Origin of the sequence: Prauserella flavalba (assembly GCF_003202235.1) — a bacterium.
Lineage (GTDB): Bacteria > Actinomycetota > Actinomycetes > Mycobacteriales > Pseudonocardiaceae > Prauserella_A > Prauserella_A flavalba.
In genome coordinates this window covers 195697-221488 of the sequence record NZ_MASU01000006.1, presented here as the reverse complement: position 1 = coordinate 221488, position 25792 = coordinate 195697, and the positions used below count along the sequence as shown (strand labels likewise).

Sequence of the window (25792 nt, the reverse complement as noted above, 5' to 3'; positions counted from 1 at the left end):
ACGAGCAGCGTTCACCACTGTGGCGGCAGGGACTCCTCGGCAGGCGGCGGCCCGGGAGGCGTACCGTCGCCGAACGGCCTGCCGCCGAGCGCCTCGCGGCCGTGCGGCGTCGCCCACAGTGAAAGGTCCGGACCTTTCGGCACGATGCGCGCCGGGTTGATCTGCTCGTGCACCTGGTAGTAGTGCCGCTTGATGTGGTCGAAGTCGACGGTGTCGCCGAACCCCGGGGTCTGGAAGAGGTCGCGCGCGTACGCCCACAGCACGGGCAGCTCGGTCAGCTTGTTCCGGTTGCACTTGAAGTGCCCGTGGTACACCGCGTCGAAGCGGACGAGCGTGGTGAACAACCGGATGTCGGCCTCGGTGATGGTGTCGCCCACGAGGTAGCGCTGGCTTTCCAGCCGCTTCGACAGCGCGTCGAGGCGGGCGAAGAGCCGGTCGTAGGCGTCCTCGTAGGCCGGCTGCTTCGACGCGAACCCCGCCTCGTACACGGCCGCGTTGACGTCCGCGTACACGCCGCGGTTGACCTCGTCGATCTCCTCGCGCAGCGCTTCCGGGTACAGCTGGGGCGCGCCCTCGCGGTGGTGGGCGGTCCACTCGGTCGAGAGGTCCAGGGTGATCTGCGGGTAGTCGTTGGTGACGAGCCTGCCGCTGGGCACGTCGACGATCGCGGGCACGCTGATGCCGCCGTCGTAGTCCGGGTCGGCCTTCGCGTACGCCTCGTGCAGAAAACGGATACCCAGCGCGGGATCGACGCCACCGGGGTCGAGCGTGAACCGCCAGCTCCGCTCGTCCTGGATCGGGTCGGCCACGGCGACCGACAGCACGGACTCCAGCCCGAGCAGCCGCCGCACCACGAGCGCCCGGCTCGCCCACGGGCACGCCCTGCTGACCACGAGCCGGTAGCGGCCGGGTTCGACGGGCCAGCCGTCGCGACCGTCCGCCGTGATCCGCTCGGCGAACCTGTTGGGGGCCCGATGAAACTCGCCGGTTTCGGGATCGGTCGGAATGGTCATGCCAGTGACCCTAGTACGTAGACTCGCCACACGGCGCACATCGAACGCCGGCCGAGCGACGCGAGGGTGGACGTCATGCCGATGATGCCAGTGACGGACTCGATGTTCCTGTTCATCGAGACCAGGGAACACCCCATGCACGTGGGCGGGCTCCAGCTGTTCACCAAACCCGACGGCGCGGGGCCGGATTACCTGAAATCACTCCGCGAGAGTCTGCTGGAGAACTCCGGCGTGCGCAGCCTGTTCCGGCGCCGGCCTGCCCGCCCCGTCAACACCAGGGGCTACCTCGCGTGGGCCGAGGACTCGGAGCTCGATCTCGACTACCACTTCCGGCATTCGGCCCTGCCCCAGCCGGGGCGGATCAGGGAGCTGCTGGAGCTGACGTCGCGCTGGCACAGCACGCTGCTCGACCGGCACCGGCCGCTCTGGGAGGTGCACCTCGTCGAGGGCCTCAACGACGGCCGGTTCGCGTTGTACAGCAAGATCCACCACGCGCTGATGGACGGCGTCTCGGCCCTGCGCCAGCTGCAGAGCACCCTGAGCGACGATCCGCTGGCGATGGACGGGCCGCCACCGTGGGGTTCGCGGGGGCCTGCCCAGCCGAGGCGCGGCAGGCCCGACGCGCTCGCGCTGCTGCGCGGAGCGGGCAGCACGGCGAAACAGCTCGCCGGCGTGCCGAGGATGACGGCGAAGGTGGCGACCGAGGCGTTCCGCGAGCACACGCTGACCCTGCCGTTGCAGGCGCCGAGGACGATGTTCAACGTCGCGATCGGTGGTGCGCGCCGGTTCGCCGCGCAGTCGTGGCCGCTGGAGCGCGTGCGCAAGGTGGCGACGGCGGCCGGGGTGTCGCGCAACGACGTGGTGCTCGCGATGTGCGCGGGGGCGCTGCGTGACTACCTCATCGAGCAGCGCGCGCTTCCGGACGCGCCGCTGACCGCGATGGTGCCGGTGTCGCTGCGCAGCCGTGCCGACGCGGGCGAGGCATCCGGCAACCAGATCGGAGCGCTGCTGTGCAACCTCGGCACCGACCGGTCCGATCCGGCGGAGCGGCTCGCCGTGATCTCCCGCTCGATGGCCGACGGCAAGCGCCTGTTCAAGGAGCTGACGCCGTTGCAGATCCTGCTGCTGTCGGCGCTCAACATCGCTCCGCTCGGCGCCTCACCGCTGCCCGGGTACGCCAACCACACGCGCCCGCCGTTCAACATCGTGATCTCGAACGTGCCGGGCCCGCGCAAGCAGATGTACTGGAACGGGGCGACGCTCGACGGCATCTACCCGGCGTCGGTGCTGCTCGACGGGCAGGCGCTCAACATCACGCTGACCAACAACGGCGACAACCTCGACTTCGGCATCACCGGTTGCCGCCGCAGCGTGCCCCACCTCCAGCGGCTCCTGCTGCACCTGGACACCGCACTGGCGGAGCTGGAGTACGCGGCCCGGTAGCCCTCGCCCAGCCGCAGTGAAGGCCACCTTGCCTGCGTTCAACGCAGTGAAGGTGGCCTTCACTGCGGTCGGGACCCACCTCTCCCCGCGGAAAGCGCGCACAGGGCGACAACCGGCTTCCTCGCCAACTGGCACTCGGCGGCGCCGCGATGCCCCCACTCGCGCCCGGTTGACGCTCCCCAAGGCCACCTTTGTTGCGTTCAACGCACCTAAGGTGGCCTTGGGGGACGATCAACGCGGGGAGCCCGCGGGGCGGTCGGTGGCCCAGGGACGGATCTCCTCGACCAGCTTCGCCACCGCGAGCACGAGGTCGTCGGAGTGGCGAGGGCCGACGATCTGCAGGCCCACCGGCAGCCCCTGCGACGTGAACCCGGCCGGCACCGTGATCGCGGGCTGCTGGGTCATGTTGAACGGGTATGTGAACCGCGTCCACTGTGGCCAGCTCTCGAGCCCGCTGCCGGGCGGCACGTCGTGGCCGGCCTCGAACGGCTGGATCGGCATCGTCGGCGTGATCAGCACGTCGTAGCGCAGGTGGAACTCGCCCATGTGGATGCCGAGCGCCGCGCGCGTGGCCTGCGCGTCGAGGTAGTCGCTCGCCGAGTAGGTGCGCCCCTGTTCCCACACCCTGCGCAGGCCCTGGTCGATCCGCTCCTCCGAACCGGCGGGGAACGAGTCGAGCCATTTCGCCGCGCCCGTGGACCACAGCACGTCGAACGCCTCGACGGGGTCGGCGAAGCCGGGGTCGGCCTCCTCCACCGACAGCCCCGCCTCGGTCAGCGCCGCGACCGTCGACACGACCGCCTGCGCCACCTCGGGGTCCACGTCGATGTAGCCGAGCGCGGGCGAGAACGCGGCCCGCAGCCCTCGGACGTCGCGGCGCACGGCCTCGCGGTAGGTGCCGATCGGCGGCGCCAGCGCGCTCGGGTCGCGGTGGTCCGTCGTGGCCAGCACGTCGAGCAGCAGCGCGACGTCGTCCACCGAGCGCGCCATCGGGCCGGCGTGGGCGAGCGCGCCGAACGGGCTCGCGGGAAACAGCGGGACGCGGCCCGCCGTGGGCTTGAACCCGACGATGCCGCAGAACGACGCGGGAATGCGCACGGAGCCGCCGCCGTCGGTGCCCACGGACAGCTCGCTCATGCCCGTCGCGACCGCGACCGCGCTGCCGCCGCTGGAGCCACCGGGCGTGAGCGCGGGGTTCCACGGGTTGCGGGTGATGCCGTCGAGCGGGTTGTCGGTGACGCCCTTCCAGCCCAGCTCGGGGGTGGTGGTCTTGCCGAGCAGCACGAGCCCGTTCTCCCGCATGCGCGCGGTCACCGGGCTGTCCACCTCCCACGGCTGGTCGCGGTCGATGCACACCGAGCCGCGCAAGGTCGGCCAGCCCTGGGTCAGGAACATGTCCTTGATCGAGGCGGGCACGCCGTCGAGCCAGCCGATCGGATTGCCCTCCCGCCAGCGCTCCTCCGAAGCCCGTGCCTGGTCGAGCGCCACCTCGGGGTCGACGAGCGTGAAGGCGTTGAGCTCCTTGTCGTGCTGCTCGATCACGTCGAGCGAGGCCTTGGTCGCCTCCACCGGAGACAGTTCCCCCGACGAGTAGGCCGCGACCAGTTCGCTCGCGGTCAGCAGGGTTCCGGTGCTCGGCATGTCTCTCCTCGGTGCTGGTAGCGGCTCGGCGTGCGGCGTCACCGGCGAGGCAGGCCGCCTCGCCCGTCAACCACCTGACGGAACGTAGCCCAAACCCTTGTCGACCACGTTGACCAGGGGCTGCCCGGCGCGCCATCGCCGGAAGTTGTCGGCGAAGACCTCGACCAGCGCGTTGCGCCAGCCGACGAAGTCGCCCGACATGTGCGGCGAGATGTGCACGTTCTCCATCGTCCACAGCGGATTGTCGGGGGGCAGCGGCTCGGTGTCGAAGACGTCGAGTGCCGCGCCCGCGATCCGCTCGGCGCGCAGTGCCTCCACGAGGTCGCCGGTGACCACGAGCTCGCCCCTGCCGACGTTGACGAAGCGGGCACCCGGCTTCATCGCGGCGAAGGCGGCCGCGTCGAACATCCCTTTTGTCTGTTCGGTCAGCGGCGCGACCGCCACGACGTAATCGAACTCCGGGAGGTGCTCGTTCAGCCGCGCCGAGGCGTGCACGGTCCCGAAGTCGGGGTCGCCGTCACGCGCCGTGCGACCCGCGCCCGCGACGTGCATGCCCACGGCGCGCAGCAGCCGCGCGATCGACCGTCCGATCGGCCCGGTGCCGACCACGAGCACCGAGCGGCCCTCGATGCGCTCGCTCTCCCGGTGCCGCCACGTCCGCTCGCGCTGGAGCTTGATCGATCTGGCGAAATCCTTTGCGAACGCAAGGATCTGCCCGAGGACGTACTCCGCGATGGAGTTGTCGAACACACCCCGCGAATTGGTCAGTACCACGTCGCTCTCGCGCAGCGCGGGGAACATCACGGGGTCGACGCCCGCGCTCGCGATGTGCAACCAGCGCAAACGGTTTGCGGCATGCCAGGCGCCGGGTACCGCCGTGGAGAGAAAGTCGTAGACGAACAACGCGTCGGCGTCTCGCAGGGCATCGGCAAGGCCGTCGGCATCGGTGTAACGAACTGCCGCCACTTGCTCGATGGGCTCCATGTCCGGGGGGTGCTTGTCCCCGCAGAGCACCGCGAGCACCGGTGATTCCGTGCCACTCACGTTGACACGGTAAGAGCCGGTCGTATGATTGTCAACAATCCGAGGAGTCACCCCGGAGGCACACTCCTGCAAAGAAAGCCGTCGGAGGTCGGAGCCTTGGATTTCGCAGCCCTGGACTTCCCCGCCTTCGAAGGGCCGTTGGCCCAGCGGGGAATCGGCGTGATCGCGCCGTTCGATCTCGCGCTGGAACGCGAGCTCTGGCGGTGGGTGCCGATGGAGGTCTCGCTGCACCTCGCCAGGACTCCGTACGAACCCGTGCCGGTGAGCATGGAGATGGCCCACCTGGTCAGCAACGCGCACCACCTCGCGGCCGCCACGCGTGACGTGTTGCATGTGGAGCCGGAGGTCGTGGCATACCTGTGCACGTCGGGCAGCTTCGTCAGTGGGGTGGACGCGGAGAAGACGCTGCGCAAGGTGATCTGCGACGCCGGTGCCCCCACGGCGGTGACGACCTCGGGCGCGCTCGCGGAGGTGCTGCAGCAGCTGAACCTCTCCCGCGTCTCGGTGCTCACGCCCTACGACGCGGACCTCACCGGCAAGCTGCACGAGTTCCTCGACGAGCTCGGCGTGAAGACGATGTCGAGCGACCACCTCGGACTCGGCGGCGGCATCTGGAAGGTCAGCTACCGCACCATCGCCGAGCGCATTCTCGCCGCCGACCACAGCGCAGCCGAGGCCATCTTCGTCAGCTGCACCAACCTGCCTACCTACGACGTGATCGAGCCGCTCGAGGAGCGGCTCGGCAAGCCGGTGCTCACGGCCAACCAGCTGACGATGTGGGCGTGCCTCAAGCGCATGGGACTGCCCATCGTCGGGCCGGGCAAGTGGCTGCGTGAGGTATCTTGACCCGTTCTAGTAGGATTGTCGACAATCTGCGAGGAGGTGCACCAGTGCCCACGGTCGGCTTCATCTACCCGGACCACGCGGCGGAGGACGACTACCCGCTCGCCGAGCGCATGCTCGGTGACGGTGCGAGGCTGCCCGTCGAGCACATCTACGGCACCGACCTGCACGCCGTCGCCGAGCTGCTCGACCTGGGCTCCCCGGCCCGGCTCGCCGAGGGCGCCGCGCTGCTCGCCAAGTACGAGCCGTCGGCCGTGGTGTGGGCGTGCACGAGCGGCAGCTTCGTCTACGGCTGGGACGGCGCCGAGGAGCAGGTCGCCAAGCTCTCGGCCGCCGCGGGCGGGCTGCCCGCGTCGAGCACGTCGTTCGCCTTCGTGCGGGCGGCGAACGCGCTGAGCCTGCGCAGTGTCGCCGTCGCCGCGAGCTACCCCGACGACGTCGCGAAGCTGTTCGTGGAGTTCCTCGGCCGGGGCGGCATCGAGGTCCTCTCCATGTCGGCCGCCGACATCGACACGGCGGCCGAGGTGGGCGAGCTGGCCCCTGAGCAGGTCGTCGAGCTGATCGTCAGCCGCGACCACCCGGACGCCGACGCGCTGCTCGTGCCCGACACCGCGATGCGCACGCTCGCGCTGATCGACATGATCGAGGAGCGCATCGGCAAGCCCGTGCTGACGGCCAACCAGGTCACCGTGTGGGAGGGCCTGCGCCTGACCGGCGCGACCCGCGAGGCCCCCGGCCTCGGCACCCTGTTCCGGACGAAGGGCGCGTGAGCATGCTGGCGGACATCGAACCGGTCAACCGGGAATCCACCGCGGCCATCATCGCGCGCCAGCTCAGGGACGCGATCATGACCGGTTCGCTGCCGCCCGGCGCGCAACTCGGCGAGACCGAGCTGGCCGCACGGTTCCAGGTCTCGCGCGGGCCCCTGCGCGAGGCCATGCAACGGCTGGTGTCCGAGGGCCTGCTGCGCAGCGAACGGCACCGGGGCCTGTTCGTGATCGACCTCGAACCGGGCGACGTCTACGACATCTACTCCGCGCGCTCCGCGGTCGAGCGGGCCGCGGCGACGCGCGTGGTGCGCTCGGGCGACCGGGAACGCGTGGCCGGGATCCTCGACGAGGCCGTCGAGGCCATGGCCCACGCCGACGAGCAGGACGACCCCACCGCGCTCACCGAGGCGGACCTGCGCTTCCACGAGGCGCTGATCGAGGCGTCGGGCAGCAGGCGCCTGGCCAGGATGGCGCGGACACTGCTCATCGAGACGCGCATGTGCCTGTCCGCGCTGCAGAGCACCTACAGCAAGAACTACCAGGGCGTTGACGAGCGCGTCACCGAGCACAACAAGATCATCGAGGCCCTGCGCTCGGGCGACGAGCAGTCGATGCTGGCGCTGCTCGAAGCGCACATGGACGACGCGGTGCAGCGCCTGGCCCCTGGCACGAGCCTGCACTCGGGCCCCGCGCCGGACCTGACGCGCGACGGCGTCGACCTGGCCTGAGCGACACACCGACCGCAGTGAAGGCCACCTTCACTGCGTGGAATCAGCACAGCGGCGCGGAGCGTCTCCGTTCGGGTGGTGGTGGGAGACGGGTGGGCGCAGGCATGGTGGCCTTCACTGCGTTGAACGCAGGCATGGTGGCCTTCACTGCGGTCGATCACTGCGGGCTGGCCACGGGCACACGCTCGTCTGACAACTCGGCGTCCATGTCCGACACGGTGGGAGCGCGTCCGTCACTGCACGACGGCTCCGAGGACACTCGCCGCGCCCGCGCTGCCCAGCGCGATGCCCCAGCCGACCGGGCCCAGTGGCGTGCAGCCGAAGAACCGGCTCACGCCCGGCGTCTGGATCACCGCCGCCAGCACCGCCGCCGACCCGAGTCCGCTCGCGAGCACCGCCGGGCTGCGCCCGCCCGTCAGCAGCGTCTGCCCGAGCTGCGTGCCCACCAGCGCGGCCAGCGCCACCGTCGAGGCCCTGCGCCGCCTGCCGGTGACCCGCGCGAGCGACCACGCGGCCGTCGCGCCCGCCGTGGTCGACCCGGCCCGGAACCCGATCTCGCGGTAGAGCCTGCCGCCGAGCGAGCTCTCCGGGCCCTCCTGCAGCAGCTCCTCCACCGTCTCGTTGTCGGGCCGCCGCAACGCGATCGCCAGCGAAGGGGCCAGGTCGGTCAGCAGGTTCACCAGCAGCAGCTGCCGCGCACTCAGCGGCGAGCGCCCGGTCAGCGCCGCACCCAGCACGTTGAACCCGATCTCGCCGAGGTTCCCGCCGAGCAGCACCCCGAGCGCCGAGCGCACCGACGCCCACATCGCGCGTCCCTCCACGAGCGCCGCGATGATCGTCTCCAGCCGGTCGTCGGTCACCACGAGGTCGGCCGCCGCCTTCGCGGCCGGGGTGCCGTGCCCGCCGAGCGCGATGCCCACGTCGGCGAGCCGGATCGCCGGCGCGTCGTTGGCGCCGTCGCCGGTCATGGCCACGGTCTTGCCGAGACCCTGGTACGCCTGGATGATCCGCACCTTCTGCGTCGGGCTGCACCGCGCCACCACGTCGACGCCGGGCAGCACCTCCTTGAGCCGCTCGTCGTCAAGCTCGTCGATGTCGGCGCCGGTCACCACGTGCAGGTCGCTCTCACCGTTGATCTCCGACGCGATCGCCTCGCCGGTCACCGGGTGGTCGCCGGTGATCATCACGATGTGCACGCCGGCGTCCCGCAGCTGCGCGGCCGCCGGTGCCGCACTGCCGCGCACCGGGTCGGAGATGGCGACGAACCCGCGGAAGGTCAGCTCGCGCACGAGGTCGTCGGTGATCTCGCCGGTGCCGACGGTGCGCTCGGCGACCGCGAGCACCCGGTGCCCCGCCTTCGCGAGCGCCCGCATCCGGCCGCTCATGCGCTTACGGGCGCGGCCGTCGAGCGAGCAGCGCGGCAGCACCTCCTCTGGCGCGCCCTTGACGCTCAGCAGCAGGCCCTTCTTCGTCCGGCCCACCGCCGCGTGGTAGCCGCGGGAGGGCTCGAACGGAGCCGACGACTCCAGCGCCCACCCGGAAGCACCCGCGGCCGCGGTCATCTTCAGCCGTTGTCCCGCCTCGACGATCGCGCGGTCCGTCGCATGTGGAAGGTCGCCGGGGCTGTCCGCGTGCGGGGTCGCCCGCAGCGCGGCGGCGAGCACCGGCCGCACGGGTTCCTGCAGCGCGTCGACGCGGCACCGCCGCTCGCCGTCGTCGAGCTCGCTGACGCTCAGCTTGCCCTCGGTGAGGGTCCCGGTCTTGTCGAAGCACAGCACGTCGACCCGGCCGAGCGCCTCGATGCTGCGCGGGTTGCGCACGAGCGCGCCGAGCTCGGCCAGCCGCCTCGCCGCGGCCAGCTGGGCGGCGTTCACCAGGAACGGCAGGCCCTCCGGCACCGACGCGACCGCGAGGTTCACCGCCGCGCCGAGGCTCTCCCGCAAGGGCACGCCCCGCAGCAGCCCGGCACCCGCCACGGCCGCGGCCGAGCCCACGGCGAGCGGCATGCTCTTCTCCGTCAGCTCGGTCAGCCGCCGCTCGACGCCGGTGCTCGGCGCGCCCTGCCGCGCGATCGCCATGCTGCGCCCGGCCTCGGTGTCGTCGCCGACGGCCACCACCACGGCCGTCGCCTCGCCCGCCGCGACGGTCGTGCCCTCGTAGAGCATCGACGTGCGCTCGGCGATCTCCCCGGCCACCACCGGCGCCGGGTCCTTCGCCACCGGCAGCGACTCCCCCGTGAGCGACGACTCGTCGGCCTCCAGTCCGTCGGCCTCCAGCAGGCGGCAGTCGGCGGGCACCACGTCGCCGGCCGTCACCGCCACGACGTCGCCGGGCACCAGGTCGTCGGCGCTGATCACGCGCTCCTCGCCGGCCCGCAGCACGGTCGCGCTGACGGACGAGCGGCTCAGCAGATCGGCCAGCTCCCGTTCGGTCCGCACCTGCTGGATGCTGCCGATCAGCGCGGACAGCCCGGTCACCCCTGCCACCAGCGCGGCGTCCACCGGTGAGCCGACCGCGGCCGACAGCGCGGCACCGCCGGCGAGCACCGGCGTCAGCGGGTTCGCCAGCTCCTCCACGAACGCCTCGCCGAGGGTCTTGCGGACCCGGCCGCCGCCCCCGCCGCGTGCCCGGCGGCGGGCCCGCTCGTCGGTGAGCCCCTCCGCGGTCACGTCCAGCCGGGCCAGCACGGCCTCGGCGGGCATGAGGTGCCACGGCACGGTGTCCGGGATCGCGCCCTCCGGCACCTCCAGCCGGTTCGCCCTGCGGCGTGCGTTGACGAGCGCGATGCCCGCACCGGCGTTGACCGCCCGCATGCCGCGCGACGTCGGGCTCGTGCGGCCCGGTTGCAGCGCCGTCACCACGCCGACGCCGGTGGACGCCTGCGCGATGCGGATGCTGTCGGAGTTCACGGTCTTCGCCGCGGTGACCGCCTCCACGAGCAGCGCGACCACGGCGATGTCGTCACCGGCCAGCACGTGAGCGCCCCACGGCGCGGGCTCGCCGTCGCGGTGGGTGCCGACACCGCAGTCGGCGGCGCCGAGCGCACGCCGATCGGTGGAGACCAGCAGCACGCCCGCGCCCTGTTCCTGCAGTTCCCGCACGCACGCGAACGGCTTGTCGGCGTCCACCACGCGCAGGCCCGACCGCTGCGCGGCCGCCGTCAGGGTGTGCACGCCGGGCAGCTGTTCCCCGCCGAGCGCCAGCACGGCCTGCAAGCTCTCGCCCTCGACGAGCCCCAGTACCCCGGTGGCGCCCTGCTGTTCGAACCGCTTCCGTTCGTCCTCGCCGCCGTGCACGTCCAGCACGTCGAGCGGGCCGAGCCGCCACTCTGCCTCGGTGCGCACCTCCTCGGCCGAGGCCGGGTCGAACAGCCGCCAGGCCAGCTCGGCGACCGCGTGGTGGTCGGCGCCCGGCAGCGGGGCGAGGTCCTTCAGCACCGAGCGGCCCGTCTCCAGCGCGGACCGGTCGAGCACGAGGGTGTCGATGCGGTCGAGCCTGCGCAGCGCCAAGCGGTCCATGACGAGCGCTCCCCTGCGGGCCAGCACCGCGCCGAGCGCGCTCGCGAACGCGGACCTGCCCACCTCGGCCGACTTGGGGACGGCCGAGTAGCCGAGCGCCAGCGCCCTGCGCGGGCCCGCGAACGGCACCGCGACCGCGCTCGCCGTCGCGCCCAGCGTGAGGATCTTGCGCTCGTACTGCTCGACGTCTCCCTCGGGCAGCGGCGCCGGCCGCTCGATCGCGCACGACTCGGCGCCGGCGAAGTCCGGTCCGGTGATGAGCCCGTTCTCCGCGTCGCACCACGCCCGTTCGTGCGCCCGCGCCTCACGCCACTGGCCCATCCGCTGCGCGGCGTCGAGGACGGCGCCCTCACCGCCGCCCGCGAGTCCCTGTGCGAGCGCGGCGAACATCGACGTCATCGAGTCGGCCCGCTCGTGACTGCGGGCCCGCTGCGCCATCCGTTCCTTCAGAGCGGGGTGGTGGTCGACGAGCGCGGGCAGCGAGGCCAGTTCGGACGGCAGGGGCGCCCACGGCGCGAGGCGCGTGACCAGCGACATGCCGACCCCGAAGACGTCCGTGGCGAGGGTGGGCAGCAGCCGTGTGCCGCGCAGCCCGTCGGCGGGGTGGTGCAGCTCGTCCTCGGCGGCCTCCTCCTCGCGGCACGACGGCTCCGACTCCGCGCGCTCGACGATCCGCACGAGCTCGTGGGTCCTCGGCGGCGGGTCGGTCACCGCGACGATCACACGCGAGGACGGCGCGTTGACCCGCGCCCACTCCACACCCGCGTGCTCCTCCAGCGCGCGCTCGATCCGCCTGGCGACGCGCTCGCTGCCCGTGCCGTGCACGCCATGTGCCTCGATGTGCAACCGGCCAGGGCAGGACCACACGTGCCGTCGCGGCCGCGTGGCCAGCGTGGCGAGCCCGCGAGCGGTTCCCACGGTGGCGCCGACGACGGACAACGGACCCGGTACGGACACCCCGAACAGCTTCATGCGGGAAGTAGTGCCCAGATCCGTCGGAAGGTATGCATGAGCAGGGCAAGTCCTTGATCATCGGGAACCGCGGTGACCCGACCGGGGCAATCCCCTTGCCATGCACTGCGGGGACGCCGGGGCTGCCGCTTCAATGACAGGGTGCTGACGAGAACCCGGGTGCTCACTCTGCTGCGCCTTGCCGGATTCGGCCTGGTCGTCTCCGCGGAGATCTACCTGATCGTCCACCTCGGCCCCCGCTTCAACCCGGTGACGCACTTCGGGTACTTCACGGTGCTTTCCAACGTGTTCGCCGCGCTGGTGCTGCTGGCCGGTGCTTTCACGGAGGTGCCGGGGCCGGTGCGGGGCGCGGCCGTGCTCTACATGCTGACCACGGGGATCGTCTACGCGGTCCTGCTGCGCGGCATCGACGTCGGAACCCCGTTGTACGCCAACCGGATCCTCCACGTCGTGCTGCCGATCCTGGTGGCGGTGGACTGGCTCGCCGACCCGCCGCGCCGCCGCATCGCGCTGCGGAAAGCGTTGTGGTGGCTGGTGTTTCCGCTCGCCTACCTCGCGTTCACCCTCGTCCGCGGCCCGGCCCTGCACTGGTACCCCTACCCGTTCCTCGATCCTGACGAGAACGGCTACGGCACGGTCGCGGTGCTGAGCCTGGTGATCGCCGTGGTGTTCGTGGCGCTGACGTGGCTGATCACGACCGTGGGCAACGCCAAGCGCGGTCAGCCGGGCCCGGCCGTGGAAGCCTGAGCCGTGGCCGCGTTCGCCTGGGGCGCGCTCGCGGCGTCGTCGCTGATCCTCGGCGGACTGCTCGCTCTGTGGCTGCGGGTTCCCCGCCGCGCGCTGGGCCTGATCATGGCGTTCGGCACGGGCGTGCTCACCAGCGCCGTCGCCTACGAGCTCGTCGAGGACTCGTTCGAGCGCTCGGCGGTCGGCGTCGGGGTGGGCATGCTCGCGGGCGCGCTGGTCTTCTACACGGGCGACGCGCTGATCGACCGGATCGGCGGGCACAACCGCAAACGCAGCGGCGACCACCCGGCGAACTCCTCGGCGCCCGCGATCGTGCTCGGCATCGTGCTCGACGGGATCCCCGAGTCGATCGTGCTCGGCCTGACGCTCGTCACGAGCGACACGATCGGCCTGGCGGTGCTCGCGGCGGTGTTCCTATCGAACCTGCCGGAGGCGGTCGCCGCGACGGTGGGCCTGCGGGCACGCTCGTGGCGCCCGGCCGGGGTGCTGGGCCTGTGGACGACGGTGACGATCACGAGCGGCCTCGCCGCGCTCGCCGGTTACCTGCTGCTCGACACGGCGGACCCGTCCGTGGTCGCGTTCGTCAACGCCTTCGCGGGCGGCGCGATCCTCACGATGCTCGCCGACACGATGGCGCCCGAGGCCTACGAAAACGGCGGCCGTTCGGTGGGACTGGTCACGACCGCCGGTTTCCTGTCCGCGTTCCTGCTGACCGCGCTCTCTTAGGGGTGGCCGCAGTGAAGGCCACCATGCCTGCGCCCACCCGTCTCCCCCCACCCAAGTGGGGGCGCTCCGCGCCGCTGTGCTGATTCCACGCGGTGAGGGTGGCCTTCACTGCGGTTGACTGGGGCTAGATCGCCTCCGCGATCGCCGTGCCGAGCTGGGCGGTGGTGGCCTTGCCGCCGAGGTCGGGGGTCAGGGCCACTCCCTCGCTCAGCACCTTCTCCACCGCCGCGTTGACGGCCGCCGCGGCATCGGTCTCACCGAGGTGCTCCAGCATCATCGTCGCCGCGAGGACCTGGGCCACCGGGTTGGCGATGCCCTGGCCAGCGATGTCCGGGGCGCTGCCGTGCACGGCTTCGAACATCGACGGGTACGCGCGCTCCGGGTTGAGGTTACCCGACGGCGCCATGCCGAGCCCGCCCGTGACGGCCGCCGCGAGGTCGCTCAGGATGTCGCCGAACAGGTTGGAACCCACCACCACGTCGAGCCGGTCCGGCTGCTGCACCATCCGCGCCGCGAGCGCGTCGATGTGGGTCAGCTCGGACTTCACGTCCGGGTACTCCGCCGCGACCTCGCCGAAGATCTCGTCCCAGAACGGCATCGTGTGGATGATGCCGTTGGACTTGGTCGCCGAGGTCACGCGGCCGCTGCGGGTGCGCGCCACCTCGAAGGCGTACCTGATGATCCGCTCGACGCCCACGCGCGTGAACACGGCCTCCTGCAGCGCGAACTCGCCCGGTTGCCCGGAGTTGTGCCTGCCGCCGAGCGTGGAGTACTCGCCCTCGGAGTTCTCGCGGACGATCACCATCTCCAGCTCGTCGGCCGACCGCCCGGCGAGCACCGACGTGGTGCCCGGCAGCAGCCGCACGGGCCGCAGGTTGACGTACTGCTGGAACGCCCTGCGCACCGGGATGAGCAGTCCCCACAGGGAGACGTGGTCGGGCACGCCGGGGAAACCGACGGCGCCCAGCAGGATCGAGTCGAACCCGCTCAGCTGCTCGATGCCGTCCTCCGGCATCATCGTGCCGGTCTTGGCGTAGCGCTCGCAGCTCCAGTCGAACTCCGTCCACTCCAGACCGAAGCCGAACCGTTTCGCAGCCGCGTCAAGGACTTTCTGTGCCTCGATCTGGACGTCGACGCCGATGCCGTCGCCGGGGATCGAGGCGATCCGGTAGTCGGTCACAGGCTCACCGCGATGTACTTAGTCTCGAGGAACTCGTCGATGCCGACCGTGCCGCCCTCACGCCCGAGGCCGGACTGCTTGACACCGCCGAACGGCGCCGCCGGGTTCGACACGATGCCCTGGTTGAGGCCGACCATGCCGGTCTCCAGCCGCTCGCACACGCGCAGCGAGCGCTTGAGGTCACTGGTGAAGACGTAGCTGACCAGGCCGTACTCGGTGTCGTTGGCCTTGGCGATCACCTCGTCCTCGGTGTCGAACACCGAGATCGGCGCCACCGGGCCGAAGATCTCCTCGCTGGTCATCCGCGCGGCCTGGGGCACGTCGGTGAGCACGGTCGGCTGGTAGAAGTTGCCCGGACCGTCCACAGTGGCCCCACCGGTGAGCACCTTCGCGCCGCGCTGCGCGGCGTCGCTCACCAGCTCGCTGACCTTCTCGATCGCGGCCTCGTCGATGAGCGGGCCCACCACGACGCCGTCCTCGGTGCCCCGGCCGATCGGCAGCGCGGCCATGCGCTCGGTGAGCCTGCGCGCGAACTCGTCGGCGACGCCCCGCTGCACGTAGAAGCGGTTGGCGGCGGTGCACGCCTCGCCGATGTTGCGCATCTTCGCCTGCATGGCGCCCTCGACGGCGGCGTCGAGGTCGGCGTCGTCGAAGACGAGGAACGGCGCGTTGCCGCCCAGCTCCATCGACGTGCGCAGCACCTTGTCGGCGCACTGCTCCAGCAGCTTGCGGCCGACGGCCGTCGAGCCGGTGAAGGAGAGCTTACGCGCGCGGCCGTCGCGGATCAGCGGCTCCATCACGGAGCCCGCGCTGGAGGTGGTGACGACGTTGAGCACGCCCTCGGGCAGGCCGGCGTCGGCGAGGATCTGGGCGAGCGCCAGCATCGACAGCGGTGTCTGTGCGGCCGGCTTGATCACCATCGTGCACCCGGCGGCGACGGCGGGCCCGATCTTGCGGGTGCCCATGGCCATCGGGAAGTTCCACGGCGTGATCAGCAGCGAGGGCCCCACCGGCTGCTTGGCGATGAGGAAACGGCCGCTGCCGTTGGGTGCGGTGGCGTAGCCGCCGTCGATGCGCACGGCCTCCTCGGCGAACCACCGGAAGAACTCGGCGGCGTAGGCGATCTCGCCGCGCGCCTCGGCCAGCGGCTTGCCCATCTCGAGCGTCATGAGCAGCGCGAGCTCCTCCTGGCGCGCCATGAGCGCGTCGTAGGCCCTGCGCAGGATCTCGCCCCGTTCGCGCGGCGGGTGCGCCGCCCAGTCCCCCTGCGCGGCGACCGCGGCGTCGAGGGCGGCGATACCGTCCTCGGGTGAGGCGTCGGCGACCTCGCACAACACCTCACCGGTCGCCGGATCCTGGACGGGGAACGTCCTGCCACCGCTCGCGGCGGTCCACTTCCCGCCGATGAACAGCTCCTTGTTCACCGCGCTGACCACGCCGGACTCGCTGACCGTGCTCATTCCACAGCTCCTGGGCTCCCTTGGTTTTGACCGCGCTACGACGGCCATGCTACGAATATTGTTGACAATCTACAACCCTCCAGGTCTTACCCCTTCCATGTCCGAAGGAGGCCGCTGTCATGGCCAAGCTGTCCCCCATCCTCAAGCAGGCCACGCCGGTCGTCGTCGACCACGGCGAGGGCGTCTACCTCTATGACGTCGACGGCCGCCGCCACCTCGACTTCACCGCCGGTATCGGCGTGACGAGCACCGGCCACTGCCACCCGAAGGTCGTACGGGCCGCCCAGGAGCAGATCGGCAAGCTCATCCACGGCCAGTACACCACCGTGATGCACAAGCCGCTGCTCGAACTGACCGAGCGCCTCACCGAGGTGCTGCCGAGCGGGCTCGACTCGCTTTTCTTCTCCAACTCGGGCAGCGAGGCGGTGGAGGCCGCGCTGCGGCTGACCCGGCAGGCCACCGGCAGGCCCAACGTCGTGGTGTTCCAGGGCGGCTTCCACGGCCGCACCGTCGCCGCCGCGACCATGACCACCTCGGGCACCCGGTTCAGCGCGGGCTTCTCGCCGCTCATGGGCGGCGTGCACGTGGCGCCGTTCCCGTTCGCCTACCGCTACGGCTGGGACGAGAAGACCGCCACCGACTTCGCGCTGCGCGAGCTGGACTACCTCTTCGCGACGCAGACCTCCCCGGGAGAGACGGCCGCGTTCTTCATCGAGCCCATGCTCGGCGAGGGCGGCTACGTGCCCGCCAACCCCGAGTTCATGGCCGGCCTGCGCGCCCGCGCCGACGAGCACGGCATCCTGCTGGTCATCGACGAGATCCAGACCGGCTTCGGCCGCACGGGCAAGTTCTGGGGGCACGAGCACTTCGACGTCCGTCCCGACGTCATCACGATCGCCAAGGGCCTCGCGAGCGGCTTCCCGATCTCGGGCATCGCCGCCTCGCAGGAGCTGATGGCGAAGGCGTGGCCGGGCTCGCAGGGCGGCACCTACGGCGGCAACGCCGTCGCGTGCGCCGCCGCGCTGGCCACGCTCGAGGTGATCAAGGAGGAGGGCCTCGTCGAGAACGCCGCCGCCCGAGGCCGCCAGCTGCTCGACGGCGTGCGCGCCATCGGCGACAAGACCCCGGCGATCGGCGACGTCCGCGGCCTCGGCCTGCTGGTCGGCTCGGAGTTCACCACCGCCGACGGCAAGCCCGACAACGCCACGGCGCAGGCCGCGCAGAAGCTCGCCGCCGAGCGCGGGCTGCTCATGCTCACGTGCGGCGCCTACATGAACGTCGTGCGGATGATCCCGCCGCTGATCGTCACGTCCGAGCAGATCGACGAGGCACTCGAGATCTGGACCGACGTCGTCGCGACCGTCACCAAATAACCGAAGAGAGCGCTAGGAGAGTCCCAGTGGCCCGCTACATCACGATCACCCTCGACAAGCGCGGCGTCTCGTGCCGTGCGCGCCTGCTCGACGACGAGGCGCCACGAACCTGCCAGGCGGTGTGGGACGCGCTGCCGCAGAGCGGCTCGGCCTACCACGCCAAGTACGCCCGCAACGAGGTCTACACCCTCGTGCCGCCGTTCGCCGACCCGAAGCCCGGCCGCGAGAATCCCACGATCACACCCATTCCCGGTGACGTCGTGTACTTCGGTTTCGAGCCGTGGGAGATCGGCAACCCGGCCTACGGCTACGACGAGGGCAGCGAGGCGCACAGCGCGCAGGGCGCCACCGATCTCGCCATTTTCTACGGCCGCAACAACCTGCTCATCAACGGCGACGCGGGCTGGGTCCCCGGCAACGTGTTCGCCACGATCGAGGAGGGGCTGCCCGAGATGGCGGCGGCCGCGCAGGACCTCTGGCTACGCGGCGTAGAGGGCGAGACCATGACGTACGCACGGGCCTGAGTCACTCGGACGGGTGGAAGGCGCGAATTCACCTGTAGTGCCACCGCCTTAACTCGTTCGTGGGCCGACAGCCCCCGAACATCGCATCAAGATCACCGTTACCCCGGGTGACCACTCCGTTGGTGACTACGCATCGTCACCAACGGAGTGGAAGCCCTGGGCCGGTGCAAAACCCGAAAGACTTACGTGTTTAAACTGAAGGGATTTCGGGTTCCGCTTCACCGCGTTTCCGGCTCTTTGACACCGCCGCACCGCCTTGAAAACCTTGCCTGGCTTTCGAAAGCAGCTGTGTGCACACGGCAATCCGTGTAACCGATTTTCCTGTTAAGGAGCCCCTCGAAATGCAGATCTTCGTCACCCACGGCGGCGACATCATCACCGGCATCCTCGCGCACCTGGCCAACATCCTGGGCTGGCTGGTCTGAGGCCGTTGAGCTGAAGCCGAGGGCGGGGTCGGTACGTTGGCGCGGACCGGCCCCGCCCCGGCGGCGAACGTGAATAGCTTTCAGCCGCGCGGTCGTACTAGGCTTCCGCCATGGGCGACGTTGCGCAGCGACTGGCCGAGATCGTCGGCGATCAGCACCTCCTGACCGGCGAGGCCGTCACCGAGGACTACGCGGGCGACGAAGCACTCGTCGGCGAACCCGTCAAGCCCCGGTACGTGGTCAAGCCGGCCACCACCGACGAGGTCGCCGCCGTCCTCACCACGGCGACCGAACACCGCATCCCCGTCACCGCCCGAGGTTCCGGCAGCGGGCTCTCCGCCGCCGCCCGGCCCCATCCCGACGGGATCCTCGTCTCCTTCGAGCGCATGAACGCGATCCTCGAGATCGACACCACCAACCACGTCGCGGTGGTGCAGCCCGGCGCCACACTGTCCGAACTGGACGAACGGACCGCCGAGAGCGGCCTCGGCTACACCGTCTACCCCGGCGAGATGAGTGCGAGCGTCGGCGGCAACGTCGGCACCAACGCGGGCGGCATGCGGGCCGTCAAGTACGGCGTCACGCGCAACAACGTCCTTGGCCTGCAAGCGGTTCTGGCCACCGGCGAGGTCATCCGCACCGGCGGCAAGATCGTGAAGACCTCCACGGGCTACGACCTCACGCAGCTCGTGATCGGCTCCGAGGGCACGCTCGCGCTGGCCACCGAGATCACCGTCCGGCTGCACCCCAGGCTCACCCACGGGGCCACCGTGCTCGCCCCGTTCAGCGACCTGGACCAGGTGATGGCGGCCGTCCCGGCGATCGTGTCGAGCGGGCTCGCGCCGCACATCCTCGAATACATCGACGCGCTCACGATGGCCGCGATCACCTACACCGCGCAGCTCTCGCTCGGCATCCCCGACAAGGTGCGCGACGCGTCGCAGGCGTACCTCGTGGTGGGGCTGGAGAACCGCGAGACCGACCGGCTCGACGACGACGTGCAGGCGCTCGGCGAGCTGCTGTCCGGGCTCGGCGCCACCGACGTCTACGTGCTGGAGGGCGGCTCGGCCCGCAAGCTCATCGAGGCCCGCGAGAAGGCGTTCTGGACGGCGAAGTCGGCGGGTGCCGACGACGTGATCGACGTGGTGGTGCCCAGGGCCGCGATGCCCGAGTTCCTCAGCAGGGCAAGGGAAATCGCCGCCAAGACCGAGTCGGGCGTGGTCGGCTGCGGGCACGCCGGCGACGGCAACGTGCATCTGGGCATCTTCCAGAAGGACCCGGCCAAGCGCGCGAGCCTGCTGCACGACATCTTTGCCGTGGGCATGGAGCTCGGCGGCGCGATCTCCGGTGAGCACGGCATCGGCCGCGCGAAGAAGGAGCACTGGCTGGAGCTCGAGGACCCGGCCAAGGTGGAGCTGATGAAGCGGATCAAGACCGCCTTCGACCCGGCCGGGATCCTCAACCCCGGCGTACTTTTCGACTAGTCATCTCCTGAGGAGGACCATGAACGGCGCGCAGTCGCTGATCCGGACGCTCGTCGACGCGGGGGTCGACGTGTGCTTCTCGAATCCGGGCACGTCCGAGATGCACTTCGTCGCCGCACTCGACACGGCACCGGAGATGAGGGGCGTGCTCGGGCTCGCCGAAGGCGTCGTCACCGGTGCCGCCGACGGCTACGCGCGCATCGCCGGCAAGCCCGCGGCGACTCTGCTGCACCTCGGCCCCGGCCTCGGCAACGGCCTGGCGAACCTGCACAACGCGCGCCGCGCCAACACCCCGGTGGTCAACGTCATCGGCGACCACGCGACCTACCACAAGCGCTACGACGCGCCCCTGGAATCCGACATCGAGGCCGTCGCCGGTTCGCTGAACGGCTGGGTGAGGCGCAGCGAGAGCACCGCCGACGTCGGCGCGGACGCGGCCGCCGCGGTGGGCGCCGCGCAGGACGCGCCGGGCCGCGTCGCCACGCTGATCCTGCCCGCGGACGTCTCGTGGGGCGACGGCGGCAGGCCGTGCCCGCCCGTGCCGCCGCGCACGGCGAAACCGGTCGCGGAGACCACGGTGAAGTCGGTCGCCGAGGTGCTGCGCACGGGCGAGCCCGTGGCGCTGCTGCTCGGCGGGGACGCGTGCCGCGAGAGCGGGCTGCGCGCCGCGAGCCGGATCGCGAAGGCCACCGGGGCGAGGCCGTTCATCGAGACGTTCCCGGGCCGGCTCGAACGGGGCGCGGGCCTGCCCGCGATCGAGCGGCTCGGCTACCTCGCCGAGCAGGTCGCCTACCAGCTCGAGGGCACGCGGCACGTGATCGTCGCGGGCACCAGGCCGCCGGTGTCGTTCTTCGCCTACCCCGGCAAGGCGAGCGACCTCGTGCCCGAGGGCGCGCAGGTGCACACGCTCGCGGCCGTCGAGGACGACGTGGTGGGCGCGCTGGAGGACCTGGCCGAGCTGGTCGCCGCGGGCACGGAGCCGGTGCTCGCGCAGCCGCAGCGGCCCGAGCTGCCGAGCGGCGAGCTGACCGCGCAGAACTGGGTGCAGGTGATTGGCGCGCTGCTGCCGGAGCAGGCGATCATCTCCGACGAGGCGAACACGTCCGGCCTGCTGCTACCCGGCGCGACCGCCGGCGCACCCCGCCACGACGTGCTCACCCTCACCGGCGGCGCGATCGGCCAGGGCATGCCCGTGGCGACGGGTGCCGCGATCGCCGCACCGGACCGCCCGGTGATCAACCTGGAGTCCGACGGCAGCGCGCTCTACACGATCTCCGCGCTGTGGACGCAGGCACGCGAGAACCTGAACGTCACCACGGTGATCCTCAACAACCGCGCGTACGCGATCCTGCGGATGGAGCTGCAGCGGGTCGGCGCCGAGGGCTCGGGGCCGAAGGCGAAGAGCCTGCTCGACCTGTCCCCGCCCGAGCTGGACTTCGTGAAGATCTCCGAGGGTCTCGGCGTCCCGGCGACCCGCGCGACGACCGCCGAGGAGCTGGCCGAGCAGTTCTCGCGGGCGCTCGCCGAGCCGGGGCCGCACCTGATCGACGCGGCGATCCCGCCGCTGCTGTGACCCGGTGACGGGGATTCACAGGAAACTCTTGGAGTAAGCACGGCGGTTCCGGCGTTGAGCAGGTAACGGCCGATCGTCGGGGGTCGGCCACCGCTCGGAGGAGGTACGGCCGTGCTGACCACTCCCCACCTGCCGCTGAAGGTCCACACGCGGTCCGACGCGGCGAGCGACCGGGGCCCGCGCGACATCAACGCCGACGCCGTGGCCACCCACACGGACGAAGCGAGCGGGCGCATGGCGTTCGTGGTCGCCGATGGCGTCGGCGACCACCTGCTCGCCGCCCGCGCGGCCCGGCTCTCGGCGAGCACCGCGGCGGCGCAGGCCGTCCGCCACGGAGCCGTCGGCGGGCTGCTGCGGGCGCAACAGGAGCTGCTGGCGCAGTTCGAGCAGCCGAAGGCCGACGCCGTGCTGGTCGTCGCCGTGTTCCCGCCGGAAGGAACCGACGAGGAGACGGTCGACATCGCGTGGGTCGGCGACTGCCGGGCCTACCGCTGGAACGGCCGCGTGCTGCACCAGATCACGGTGGACCACACGCTCGCGGAGTTCTGGCGCCGGGGCGGCGTGGAGCCGTCGCCGAGGCTGGAGCACATGGTGACCGACTCGGTGCGCACGGCGAAGGAGAGCGACATCGGGCGGGCGCGGGTCGGCGCCGGGCCCGGCAGGCTGGTGCTGAGCAGCGACGGTGTGCACAAGCTGCTGGACCTGGTGCAGATCAAGGGCATCCTGGCCGACGGCGTGCGGGCCGGTGACACGGCCAACGCGCTCGTCACCGCCGCGAGGACGTTCGGCAGCCGCGACAACGCCACCGCGATAGTGGTCGACCGCCTCCTACTCTGAAAGCTGCCCCTCAATGCACCCAAGGCCACCTTTGGTGCGTTGAGCGCAACAAAGGTGGCCTTGGGGGACAGCCGGCGGACCTACTCGAAGATCTCGCCCTTCTCGGCCTTGTCCACCAGGGACTGCGGCGGGTTGAAGTGGTCGCCGTAGCGCTGCGCCAGCTCACGCGAGCGCGCGACGAAGCCCTTCAGGCCACCCGGGTACTGGTTGATGTACTGGATGACACCGCCCGTCCACGCCGGGAACCCGATGCCGAAGATCGAGCCGATGTTGGCGTCCTGCACCGAGGTGAGCACGCCCTCGTCGAAGCACTTCACGGTCTCCAGCGCCTCGGCGAAGAGCATGCGCTCCTTGAGGTCCTCGAACGGGATCGCCGCGGAGCCCGAGTTGAACGCCTCACGCAGCCCCGGCCAGATCCGGGTGCGCTTGCCGCTCTCGTCGTACTCGTAGAAGCCGGCCCCACTGGAGCGGCCCTTGCGGTCGAACTCGTCGATCATCCGGTCGATGACGGCCTCGGCGGGGTGCTCGGTCCACGTGCCGCCCGCGGCCTCCACCGCGGCCCGCGTCTCCTGCCGGATCTTGCGCGGCAGGGTCAGCGTCAGCTCGTCCATCAGCTGCAGCGGCGGCGCCGGGTAACCGGCCTGCGAACCGGCCTGCTCGACGCTGGCGGGCTCCACGCCCTCGCCCACGGCGGCGACGGCCTCGTTGATGAACGTGCCGATGACGCGGCTGGTGAAGAACCCCCGGCTGTCGTTGACGACGATCGGGGTCTTCTTGATCTGCAGCGTGTAGTCGAAGACCTTCGCGAGCGTGGCGTCGGAGGTCTTCTCACCGCGGATGATCTCCACGAGCGGCATCTTGTCCACCGGCGAGAAGAAGTGGATGCCGATGAAGTCCTCCTGCCGCTGCACGCCCTCGGCGAGCCCGGTGATCGGCAGCGTCGAGGTGTTGGAGCCCAGCACCGCGTCCGGGTTCACCACGCCCTCGATCTCCTGGAAGACCTTGTGCTTGAGCTCCTGGCTCTCGAACACGGCCTCGATCACGAAGTCGACGCCCTTGAGGTCGGCAGGATCGGCCGTGGGCTTGATCCGCGCGAGCAGCTCGTCGGACTTCGCCTGCGTGGTCTTGCCGCGCCCCCGGGCCTTCTCCTCCAGCTTGACGGCGTAGCCCTTGCCCTTCTCGGCGTTCTCCTGCGAGACGTCCTTGAGCACCACCTCGATGCCCGCCTTGGCGGAGACGTAGGCGATCGCGGCGCCCATCATGCCCGCGCCGAGCACGCCGACCTTCTTCGCCTGATACTTCTCGTAGCCGTCGGGCCGCGAGCCGCCGGAGTTGATGTGCTGCAGGTCGAAGAAGAACGCCTTGGTCATGTTCTTCGCGACCTGGCCGATCACGAGGCTCGTGAAGTACCGGGTCTCGATGAGCGACGCGGTCTCGAAGTCCACCTGCGCGCCCTCGATGGCCGCCGACAGGATCGCCCGCGGAGCAGGCATCGGCGCACCCTTGAGCTGCTTGCGCAGGTTTGCCGGGAACGCGGGCAGGTTCGCGGCGAAGCCCGGGTTCGACGGGCTGCCGCCGGGGATCTTGTAGCCCTTGGCGTCCCACGGCTGCACGGCCTCGGGGTTGGCCTTGATCCACTCCTTGGCCTTCGGCACCAGCTCGTCCACAGTGGACACCAGCTCGTGCACGAGGCCGAGCTCCAGTGCCTTGGCGGGCTTGTGCCGCTGGCCCTGCACGAGCACGTTCAGGATAGCGTTCTGGATGCCGAGCAGGCGCACGGTGCGCACGATGCCGCCGCCGCCGGGCAGCAGGCCCAGCGTCACCTCGGGCAGGCCGATGACGCTGCCCTTGACGTCGGCGGCGATGCGGTGGTGACACGCGAGCGCGATCTCGAGCCCGCCGCCCAGCGCGGCGCCGTTGATGGCGGCGACCACGGGCTTGCCGAAGGTCTCCAGCCTGCGCAGCTGCGCCTTGAGCTCGTTGCCCTGCTGCGTGATGGCCTCGGCGTGCTCGGGTGTGGCCTGGATCAGGTCGTTGAGGTCACCACCGGCGAAGAACGTCTTCTTCGCCGACGTCAGCACCACACCGGTGATCGAGTCCTTCTCCGCCTCCAGCCGGTCGACGATGGCGCCCATCGACTCGCGGTAGTCGGCGTTCATCGTGTTGGCCGACTGCTTCGGGTCGTCCATCGTCAGCAGGACGATGCCGTCGTCGTCCTGTTCCCAGCGAATGGTCTTCGCCTCGGCCATGCTCAAACCCTCTCGATGATCGTGGCGAGGCCCATGCCGCCGCCGATGCACAACGTCACGAGCGCCCGCCGGGCCTGGCGGCGCTCCAGCTCGTCCACCATCGTGCCGAGGATCATCGCGCCGGTGGCTCCGAGCGGGTGACCCATCGCGATGGCGCCACCGTTGACGTTGACCTTCTCGTCGGGCAGCTTCAGGTCCTTCATCCACTTGAGGACGACGGACGCGAAGGCCTCGTTCAGCTCGAACAGGTCGATGTCGTCGACGGTGAGGCCCGCCTTCTTGAGCACCTTCTGCGTGGCGGGCGTCGGCCCGGTGAGCATGATCGTCGGATCGGTGCCGGTGACGGCCGTCGCGACGATCCGCGCGCGCGGCTCGATACCGATGGTCTTGCCGACCTCCTCGTTGCCGACGAGCACGAGCGCCGCGCCGTCGACGATGCCGGAGGAGTTACCGCCGGTGTGCACGTGGTTGATCTTCTCGACCGAGTGGTACTTCTGCAGCGCCACGGCGTCGAAGCCGCCCATCTCGCCGATGCCCTCGAACGCGGGCTTGAGCTTGCCCAGGCTCTCCACGGTGGACCCGGGGCGCCGGTGCTCGTCGTGGTCGAGGATCGTCACGCCGTTCATGTCCTTGACCGGCACGACCGACTTGGCGAAGTAGCCGCCCGCCCACGCCTTCTCGGCCAGGTCCTGCGAGCGCACGGCGAAGGCGTCGACGTCCTCGCGGGAGAAGCCCTCGATCGTGGCGATCAGGTCGGCGCCGATGCCCTGCGGCACGAAGTACGTGTCGTAGTTCGTGGCGGGGTCGGTGAACATCGGGCCGCCGTCGGAGCCCATCGGCACGCGCGACATCGACTCGACGCCACCGCCGATCAGCAGGTTGTCCCAGCCGGCCCGTACCTTCTGCGCGGCCTGGTTGACCGCTTCGAGCCCGGAGGCGCAGAAGCGGTTCAGCTGCACGCCTGCCACCGTGTCGGGCAGGCCCGCCGCCATCGCGGCGGCGCGTGCGATGTCGGCGCCCTGGTCGCCGACGGGCGACACGACGCCGAGGATGATGTCGTCGATCAGCGCGGGGTCTAGGTTGGGGTGCCGCGCCTTCAGCTCGTCGATCAGGCCGACCACCAGGTCGATCGGCTTGGTCCCGTGCAGGGATCCGCCCTTGTTCCTGCCACGAGGCGTCCGGATCGCCTCGTAGATGAACGCCTCTGTACTCACACCAACGGTCCTTCCTGCCCCACGGCCT

The 25792-nt window shown here is 70.9% G+C and carries 20 protein-coding genes; 12 read left to right on the top strand and 8 right to left on the bottom strand.

The window, feature by feature from the left end; all coding sequences use genetic code 11:
• Positions 1-11: 11 nt before the first annotated feature.
• Positions 12-1013, bottom strand: a complete 1002-nt coding sequence (locus BA062_RS17025; RefSeq protein WP_110337775.1) for a glutathione S-transferase family protein — start codon at positions 1011-1013, stop codon at positions 12-14.
• Positions 1014-1088: 75 nt separating this feature from the next.
• Here BA062_RS17025 and BA062_RS17020 point away from each other — a divergent pair, with 75 nt between their 5' ends.
• Entirely contained in the window at positions 1089-2456 is a 1368-nt protein-coding gene (locus tag BA062_RS17020) for a WS/DGAT/MGAT family O-acyltransferase (protein ID WP_110338311.1), read from the top strand.
• 231 nt (positions 2457-2687) lie between these two features.
• Here the strand turns inward: BA062_RS17020 and BA062_RS17015 are convergent, their stop codons facing one another.
• Complete coding sequence (locus BA062_RS17015) at positions 2688-4097, bottom strand: amidase (RefSeq protein WP_110337773.1); 1410 nt, start codon at positions 4095-4097, stop codon at positions 2688-2690.
• Between the two features lie 66 nt (positions 4098-4163).
• Positions 4164-5081 (bottom strand): D-2-hydroxyacid dehydrogenase, encoded by a 918-nt coding sequence (locus BA062_RS17010; RefSeq protein ID WP_110338309.1) that lies wholly within the window; start codon positions 5079-5081, stop codon positions 4164-4166.
• A gap of 156 nt (positions 5082-5237) precedes the next feature.
• Here BA062_RS17010 and BA062_RS17005 point away from each other — a divergent pair, with 156 nt between their 5' ends.
• From BA062_RS17005 to BA062_RS16995, 3 genes are read left to right on the top strand one after another with little or no spacing between them, the layout of a single operon-like run.
• A complete protein-coding gene (locus BA062_RS17005) occupies positions 5238-5987 on the top strand; it encodes a maleate cis-trans isomerase family protein (protein ID WP_110337771.1) in 750 nt (249 codons plus the stop codon).
• A gap of 44 nt (positions 5988-6031) precedes the next feature.
• Positions 6032-6754 (top strand): maleate cis-trans isomerase family protein, encoded by a 723-nt coding sequence (locus BA062_RS17000; protein WP_110337769.1) that lies wholly within the window; start codon positions 6032-6034, stop codon positions 6752-6754.
• Positions 6755-6756: 2 nt separating this feature from the next.
• Positions 6757-7482, top strand: coding sequence for a GntR family transcriptional regulator (locus BA062_RS16995; protein WP_110337767.1), 726 nt, complete (start codon positions 6757-6759; stop codon positions 7480-7482).
• A 233-nt stretch (positions 7483-7715) separates the two neighbouring features.
• Here the strand turns inward: BA062_RS16995 and BA062_RS16990 are convergent, their stop codons facing one another.
• The gene (locus BA062_RS16990; protein WP_110337765.1) at positions 7716-11972 is read right to left on the bottom strand and encodes a cation-translocating P-type ATPase; all 4257 of its coding nucleotides are present in this window, start codon (positions 11970-11972) and stop codon (positions 7716-7718) included.
• A 141-nt stretch (positions 11973-12113) separates the two neighbouring features.
• Here BA062_RS16990 and BA062_RS16985 point away from each other — a divergent pair, with 141 nt between their 5' ends.
• Both BA062_RS16985 and BA062_RS16980 read left to right on the top strand, forming a co-directional pair.
• Positions 12114-12719, top strand: coding sequence for a Pr6Pr family membrane protein (locus BA062_RS16985; protein ID WP_146240048.1), 606 nt, complete (start codon positions 12114-12116; stop codon positions 12717-12719).
• Between the two features lie 3 nt (positions 12720-12722).
• On the top strand, positions 12723-13445 hold the full coding sequence (locus BA062_RS16980; protein ID WP_110337761.1) for a ZIP family metal transporter: 723 nt from the start codon (positions 12723-12725) through the stop codon (positions 13443-13445).
• Between the two features lie 124 nt (positions 13446-13569).
• Here BA062_RS16980 and BA062_RS16975 read toward each other — a convergent pair whose 3' ends face one another.
• Both BA062_RS16975 and BA062_RS16970 read right to left on the bottom strand, forming a co-directional pair.
• On the bottom strand, positions 13570-14625 hold the full coding sequence (locus BA062_RS16975; protein ID WP_110337759.1) for a tartrate dehydrogenase: 1056 nt from the start codon (positions 14623-14625) through the stop codon (positions 13570-13572).
• Positions 14622-16085: an NAD-dependent succinate-semialdehyde dehydrogenase gene (locus BA062_RS16970; RefSeq protein WP_110337757.1), complete on the bottom strand. Its 1464-nt coding sequence runs from the start codon at positions 16083-16085 to the stop codon at positions 14622-14624. The genes BA062_RS16975 and BA062_RS16970 overlap by 4 nt, the downstream gene beginning before the upstream one ends.
• Before the next feature lie 119 nt (positions 16086-16204).
• Between BA062_RS16970 and BA062_RS16965 the strand changes: the two genes are divergently transcribed.
• The 6 genes from BA062_RS16965 to BA062_RS16945 all read left to right on the top strand — a co-directional run bounded on the left by BA062_RS16965 (position 16205) and on the right by BA062_RS16945 (position 22301).
• Positions 16205-17458 (top strand): aspartate aminotransferase family protein, encoded by a 1254-nt coding sequence (locus BA062_RS16965; RefSeq protein WP_110337755.1) that lies wholly within the window; start codon positions 16205-16207, stop codon positions 17456-17458.
• Positions 17459-17484: 26 nt separating this feature from the next.
• Entirely contained in the window at positions 17485-17982 is a 498-nt protein-coding gene (locus BA062_RS16960) for a DUF3830 family protein (protein WP_110337753.1), read from the top strand.
• A gap of 290 nt (positions 17983-18272) precedes the next feature.
• Entirely contained in the window at positions 18273-18407 is a 135-nt protein-coding gene (locus BA062_RS40985; protein WP_281271643.1) for a hypothetical protein, read from the top strand.
• A gap of 110 nt (positions 18408-18517) precedes the next feature.
• Positions 18518-19891, top strand: a complete 1374-nt coding sequence (locus BA062_RS16955) for an FAD-binding oxidoreductase (RefSeq protein WP_110337751.1) — start codon at positions 18518-18520, stop codon at positions 19889-19891.
• 19 nt (positions 19892-19910) lie between these two features.
• Positions 19911-21464 (top strand): acetolactate synthase large subunit, encoded by a 1554-nt coding sequence (locus BA062_RS16950; RefSeq protein WP_110337749.1) that lies wholly within the window; start codon positions 19911-19913, stop codon positions 21462-21464.
• Between the two features lie 111 nt (positions 21465-21575).
• Entirely contained in the window at positions 21576-22301 is a 726-nt protein-coding gene (locus BA062_RS16945) for a PP2C family protein-serine/threonine phosphatase (protein ID WP_245959862.1), read from the top strand.
• 80 nt (positions 22302-22381) lie between these two features.
• Here BA062_RS16945 and BA062_RS16940 read toward each other — a convergent pair whose 3' ends face one another.
• The gene (locus tag BA062_RS16940; protein WP_110337747.1) at positions 22382-24550 is read right to left on the bottom strand and encodes a 3-hydroxyacyl-CoA dehydrogenase NAD-binding domain-containing protein; all 2169 of its coding nucleotides are present in this window, start codon (positions 24548-24550) and stop codon (positions 22382-22384) included.
• 2 nt (positions 24551-24552) lie between these two features.
• On the bottom strand, positions 24553-25764 hold the full coding sequence (locus BA062_RS16935) for an acetyl-CoA C-acetyltransferase (RefSeq protein ID WP_110337745.1): 1212 nt from the start codon (positions 25762-25764) through the stop codon (positions 24553-24555).
• Positions 25765-25792 lie beyond the last annotated feature (28 nt).

Excerpts from the sequence above, each read along its gene's own strand:
- BA062_RS17025 (WP_110337775.1), bottom strand. The coding sequence starts at position 1,013 with ATGACCATTCCGACCGATCCCGAAACCGGCGAGTTTCATCGGGCCCCC.
- BA062_RS17020 (WP_110338311.1), top strand. The coding sequence starts at position 1,089 with ATGCCGATGATGCCAGTGACGGACTCGATGTTCCTGTTCATCGAGACC.
- BA062_RS17015 (WP_110337773.1), bottom strand. The coding sequence starts at position 4,097 with ATGCCGAGCACCGGAACCCTGCTGACCGCGAGCGAACTGGTCGCGGCC.
- BA062_RS17010 (WP_110338309.1), bottom strand. The coding sequence starts at position 5,081 with ATGGAGCCCATCGAGCAAGTGGCGGCAGTTCGTTACACCGATGCCGAC.
- BA062_RS16995 (WP_110337767.1), top strand. The coding sequence starts at position 6,757 with ATGCTGGCGGACATCGAACCGGTCAACCGGGAATCCACCGCGGCCATC.
- BA062_RS16990 (WP_110337765.1), bottom strand. The coding sequence starts at position 11,972 with ATGAAGCTGTTCGGGGTGTCCGTACCGGGTCCGTTGTCCGTCGTCGGC.
- BA062_RS16970 (WP_110337757.1), bottom strand. The coding sequence starts at position 16,085 with ATGAGCACGGTCAGCGAGTCCGGCGTGGTCAGCGCGGTGAACAAGGAG.
- BA062_RS16965 (WP_110337755.1), top strand. The coding sequence starts at position 16,205 with ATGGCCAAGCTGTCCCCCATCCTCAAGCAGGCCACGCCGGTCGTCGTC.
- BA062_RS16955 (WP_110337751.1), top strand. The coding sequence starts at position 18,518 with ATGGGCGACGTTGCGCAGCGACTGGCCGAGATCGTCGGCGATCAGCAC.
- BA062_RS16950 (WP_110337749.1), top strand. The coding sequence starts at position 19,911 with ATGAACGGCGCGCAGTCGCTGATCCGGACGCTCGTCGACGCGGGGGTC.
- BA062_RS16940 (WP_110337747.1), bottom strand. The coding sequence starts at position 24,550 with ATGGCCGAGGCGAAGACCATTCGCTGGGAACAGGACGACGACGGCATC.